This is a genomic window from Oculatella sp. FACHB-28 (genome assembly GCF_014696015.1).
Taxonomy (GTDB): domain Bacteria; phylum Cyanobacteriota; class Cyanobacteriia; order Elainellales; family Elainellaceae; genus JAAUTN01.
In genome coordinates this window covers 1-4,484 of record NZ_JACJPJ010000056.1, presented here as the reverse complement: position 1 = coordinate 4,484, position 4,484 = coordinate 1, and the positions used below count along the sequence as shown (strand labels likewise).

3 protein-coding genes and 4 pseudogenes are annotated in these 4,484 nt (G+C 44.8%); 5 read left to right on the top strand and 2 right to left on the bottom strand.

Annotation, left to right across the window (positions count from 1 at the left end; all coding sequences use genetic code 11):
• The 3 genes and pseudogenes from H6F88_RS11215 to H6F88_RS11205 form a co-directional block, all read left to right on the top strand.
• Positions 1–105 (top strand): annotated as a pseudogene (locus tag H6F88_RS11215) (IS1 family transposase); the annotation flags it as partial.
• Between the two features lie 51 nt (positions 106–156).
• Positions 157–405, top strand: a complete 249-nt coding sequence (locus H6F88_RS11210) for a hypothetical protein (protein WP_190642836.1) — start codon at positions 157–159, stop codon at positions 403–405.
• A gap of 177 nt (positions 406–582) precedes the next feature.
• A pseudogene (locus H6F88_RS11205) lies at positions 583–865 on the top strand (transposase); the annotation flags it as partial.
• A gap of 34 nt (positions 866–899) precedes the next feature.
• Here the strand turns inward: H6F88_RS11205 and H6F88_RS34400 are convergent.
• Positions 900–1,916, bottom strand: coding sequence for a PDDEXK nuclease domain-containing protein (locus tag H6F88_RS34400; RefSeq protein WP_190642835.1), 1,017 nt, complete (start codon positions 1,914–1,916; stop codon positions 900–902).
• Between the two features lie 123 nt (positions 1,917–2,039).
• Between H6F88_RS34400 and H6F88_RS34395 the strand changes: the two are divergent.
• Together H6F88_RS34395 and H6F88_RS11190 are read left to right on the top strand one after the other, a co-directional pair.
• Positions 2,040–2,394 (top strand): annotated as a pseudogene (locus tag H6F88_RS34395) (AAA family ATPase); the annotation flags it as partial.
• Positions 2,395–2,434: 40 nt separating this feature from the next.
• Positions 2,435–4,297, top strand: coding sequence for a hypothetical protein (locus tag H6F88_RS11190; protein WP_190642834.1), 1,863 nt, complete (start codon positions 2,435–2,437; stop codon positions 4,295–4,297).
• Positions 4,298–4,379: 82 nt separating this feature from the next.
• Here H6F88_RS11190 and H6F88_RS11185 read toward each other — a convergent pair.
• Positions 4,380–4,484 (bottom strand): annotated as a pseudogene (locus H6F88_RS11185) (IS1 family transposase); the annotation flags it as partial.

The following is a 4,484-nucleotide window of genomic DNA, read 5'->3' as shown; positions in this document are numbered from 1 at the left end:
CACCGTAAAACCTTGTGCTACTCCAAATCCCTTGAGATGTTGAAATGTTCACTCCGTTTGCTGCTTCACTATTTGAAGTATCGAGCTATTCCTCTACCTACTTAACCATTACGGTTTCAGCAACGCCCAAACCAAAAGGTATTCAATCCTATTGAAATGGCAAGTGACTACGACAAACGTTTTGATGGTAAGCGTATCTACGAGTACATGACGGCAAGACAGGCTGTTTATGAAATCCGGGGCAACGAGATAAAGAGGTATGGCTACGCTGAACAAGCTGTTTATGAAATTCGCGGCGATCGCATTTATCATTTTCGTTCAGCAATGCAACCCGTTTTCGATATTAGAGGAAATAAAATCCATGACCACCTGATGGCAACTCAAGCAAAGTACGAAATTCGTTAGTCTGGGATTAACCAGAGAGAAGTAGATTGCCTGTTTCTTGCTGCTATAGCAGTTTGTGATCTCAAGTGTAGTTAACAGACCGTCCTTGTTTGACACTTGTGTCAGCTAGGGCTTTGTTGCATATAAAGGCGGATGGGGTGGCGTGGTAAGTTTTATTTACCACAACAAAACCACCGTATGAAACGTCAATACCGCATCCGCAACTGGTCTGAGTATAACGCTGGACTCAAAACGAGGGGAAGTTTGACTTTTTGGATGGAAGAATCCGTGCTAGAGAACTGGATTAACCCCACACTTAAGCGGTAAACCGGGAGCCTCTCTCTACTACAGCAACTTAGCAATTCTGACAATGGCAACCGTCAAAGCGGTGTATCACCTGGCAGGACGGCAATGCCAAGGGTTCCTTGAGTCCATCTTTCATCTGATGGGATTAGATCTCCCCGTACCAGACCACAGCACGTTTATATCCTATCGCATCGTTACCTTTGCCCCAATTACTCCAATCCTTCTAGCAGTTTTGCAACCTGTTCTGGCGCGGGCAGCTGGTCCTTCAATTCCTGAGGGAGAGACGAAAACATTCGATAAGTTGCTACCCCGATCGGTTTGGTTGCGTCCTTTAAAGCGTACTCTACGATCGTCTTGTCTTTTGATTTGCAAAGGATGATTCCAATTGAAGGGTTCTCTCCTTCCATCCGTACCAGATCGTCAAGAATTGCTAGATAAAACTGCATTTTTCCGACGTACTCTGGGATGAACTTGCCGATCTTCAGATCAACTGCGACTAAGCACTTGAGTCGGCGGTGGAAGAGGAGAATGTCAATGAAAAACTCCTGATCCCCAACCTCTAATCGGTACTGGCTTCCCACAAAGGCAAACATTCCACCCATCTCCCGTAGGAAAGGATCAATCCTTGAAAGGATCGCTTGCTCTAGCTGACGTTCGCTGTGCTCCTCCCCCAATTCAAGAAAGTTAAAGGTGTACTCATCCTTAACGGCAAGTTTTGCCTGTTCTTGAATTTCTTCAGGAATTGTTTCGCTAAAGTTAGTCTGATTGAGCAACGTTTTCTCGTAGGACTGGTTCTCAATCTGGTGAATTAGAACGTTCTTTGTCCAACCAAACTTACGGGTCATTCGGAGGTAGAACTCCCGCTCCAAGTCGTCCTTACACTTCTCCAGAATTACCAGGTTGTGGGTCCATCCAATTTCTCGCACCATTGGTGCGAGTTTTTCATGATTGACGTAAGTTTCATAGAAAAGCCGCATTCGCCAAAGATTAGCAGCAGAGAACCCGCTCATGCCAGGAAACTCGTTTTGCAAATCCTGTGCAAGATTTCTAACAACTGCTTTGCCCCATCTCTCAACTTCTAACCGAGTAACAATTAGCTTTCCAATGTCCCAGTACAGAGCAATCAGTTCTTTATTAACTGCCTTTAGAGCTTCATACTGGGCTGACCTAACCCGCTGCTTGATTTCAGCTAGAAGTCCACCATATCCTTCAACTAGTTCACTCACTTGTTGCTTTATCCCTCGTAATCCATCAATTATTGTCCTTCATCAGGTATTCTTCTGGTACAGAGGTACAAGTAAAATCGTTGGTTGATATCTGAAAGCGTAGGTTATCTCGTGAGCTGAGTCATTGCTTTATTTAAACAATCTGGCGGAGTGGACAAGACAACAATTACCCAGAATCTAGGCTATCAGCTGTCCTTTTGTAGAAATCGTGTTCTTCTGCTAGACATGGATCCTCAAGCTTCTCTGACAACCTTTATGGGGTTGGATGTGACAACCCTAAAAAAGACCATTTATTGAAGGAGTATGGTTTCATTCTGATTGACTGCCCTCCAAGTTTAGGTATCTTAAGTCAAATCAGTTTAGTTGCATCTACCCACGTTTTGGTTCCCATCCCAAACTCAGTACAAAGCTTTAATGGGAACAGATTTTTTACTACAGACGGTAGAAACGGGTCCAGCGACGGCTCAATAAAGGGCTGTAGATTGCTGGGTTCTGCCCGATGATATCCTATCGTAACCATGATTGCTCCCGGAAACATAGATAATCCTGATCGTTACATTGGCAGTGCCGATACACTAGCGCATGAGCTAGGACATGGATTATTGAGATTGCCAGATCTTTATAGCGGTGGTAAATATCGCGACCAAGTGCAGTACGTTGGGGCCCATTGTATTATGGGAGGTTGCGAATTTTCTCACTTTTGTGCTTATAACAAGCGAGTTGTTGGCTGGCTCGAAGATGATGCGATTTTGGTGCTTGATCGCCCCAAAGGAAACAACTCAATTGATCAAGAAGTTGTGCTCTTCCAGCTCGAACACTGGGATCCACTACAGGATGAGAGCGAGCGAAATGACCTTGCTAGAGCATTACTTGCTGGTATGACATCAGGTACACCCGTAAAAGCAGCCGTATTTCTACGATTGGGTGGGGACGGTCGCCAATTCAATATTTTAGAACTACGTGGTAAAGGAGTGCGCTTTTCTTCGGACATAACTCCATCTCGTGTGATAGCAACGAATGCGATCGATCCTGAGGACGACACACGCTATGCTGAAATTGAAGTTGAGGGTGTAGGAACAACAAAAGATGTACTGGAGCGCTATCGAAGGAAGGTACATCTTCTTACTCAAGATCTACGAGCCGTAGGCGATAGTTTTAACTTTGCAAGTGATCCAACATTTCCTGAAGTAGGATTGACAGTTGAGGTGTTAGAATGGGCGACCGGCACAACGGCAGCCGCAAACTTTGATCTAGCTCGTATTCGCATTAGGTGGGATAGAGGTCCGGCGATTGATTTAGGATTTGTCGACAGCACACCAGACTGGCAAAGCCCAGATATTGCGATTATTAAACCCGAAGAGATTGATGAAGATGGCAACTTTGAATTTCCCGAGAACCAGCCTGATCAAGAAACTTTTAGAGTTCTGAGTGATGGGGATCTGAACCACAAAGTTGCTGTTCGAGTATGGAATTTTGGTGATGCGACGGCTGAAAATGTACAGGTTGGGTTAATCTTACGCCGACCAGCAGGAGGTGGGGATTGGGAACAAGTCTTTGAGAACGAAAAGCTATTACCCAACCCCCTACTCCCTTCAAGCAATGCAGACCCACAAATTATTGCTTTTGATTGGTCTGTAAGCAGTGAAACCGATACTCACGTTTGTTTTCGCTCCCAGATTGGCAATCGTGATGTGCCGCGTGATGACAATGGCTTAGCCCTCGCTTCAGATGATACAAATGCAAGCAACGACTGGGCACAGCAGAATGCTTTCATTTTTGAAGCTCCAGCGGATAGTCCACCAGATCCAGTTGAGTTTACGTTTCAAGTTCGTAATGGCGGTTCATATGTTGAAGAGGTGCAACTTATTCCTAAAGGACTTGGTTCAGGTGCAGAAATGACAATTATCCCTGCACAACTCAAAATTGCACCATTCTCAACTGGTTATTTCCGTGTTCGAGTGGTACTGGATGAGTCTCTATTGAAAGCAACCTGTAACAAGGACATCTCTTTCGTTCTCGAAGCTTGGCGTTTAGATGATCATGCTTATGAACGCTGGGGCGGAGCAAAATACATCATTAAACCATGCAAACGAACCTCAATCTCCCTGGATGGCTATATTCTGCCAGATCGGTTAAATCTATTTGGATCAGTTAGCCCTGATGTCGGTGCACAGAGAATTCTACTGCATGTGCAAAGACCGGGTCTTCCATCAACATGGGAAGAAATTTCTCTTGGACCTGCCTCAACTTTCGAGCATGAAATTCTTGATGACTTTCCGCCAAACGAAGAAGTTCGTGCAACAGCATACTTTGATGGTACGTTAGATTTTGCAAAGTCTGTTTCAGAGACAAAAAGACTAAGCTGGACACCAGTAGGGTAAGCGTGGTTAGTCTGATTGCCATTTAAAGCTAGGGTGTGAGGCAAGGCTAATTCAAAAAAGGGCGTTGCTGAAACCGTAATGGTTAAGTAGGTAGAGGAATAGCTCGATACTTCAAATAGTGAAGCAGCAAACGGAGTGAACATTTCAACATCTCAAGGGATTTGGAGTAGCACAAGGTTTTACGGTG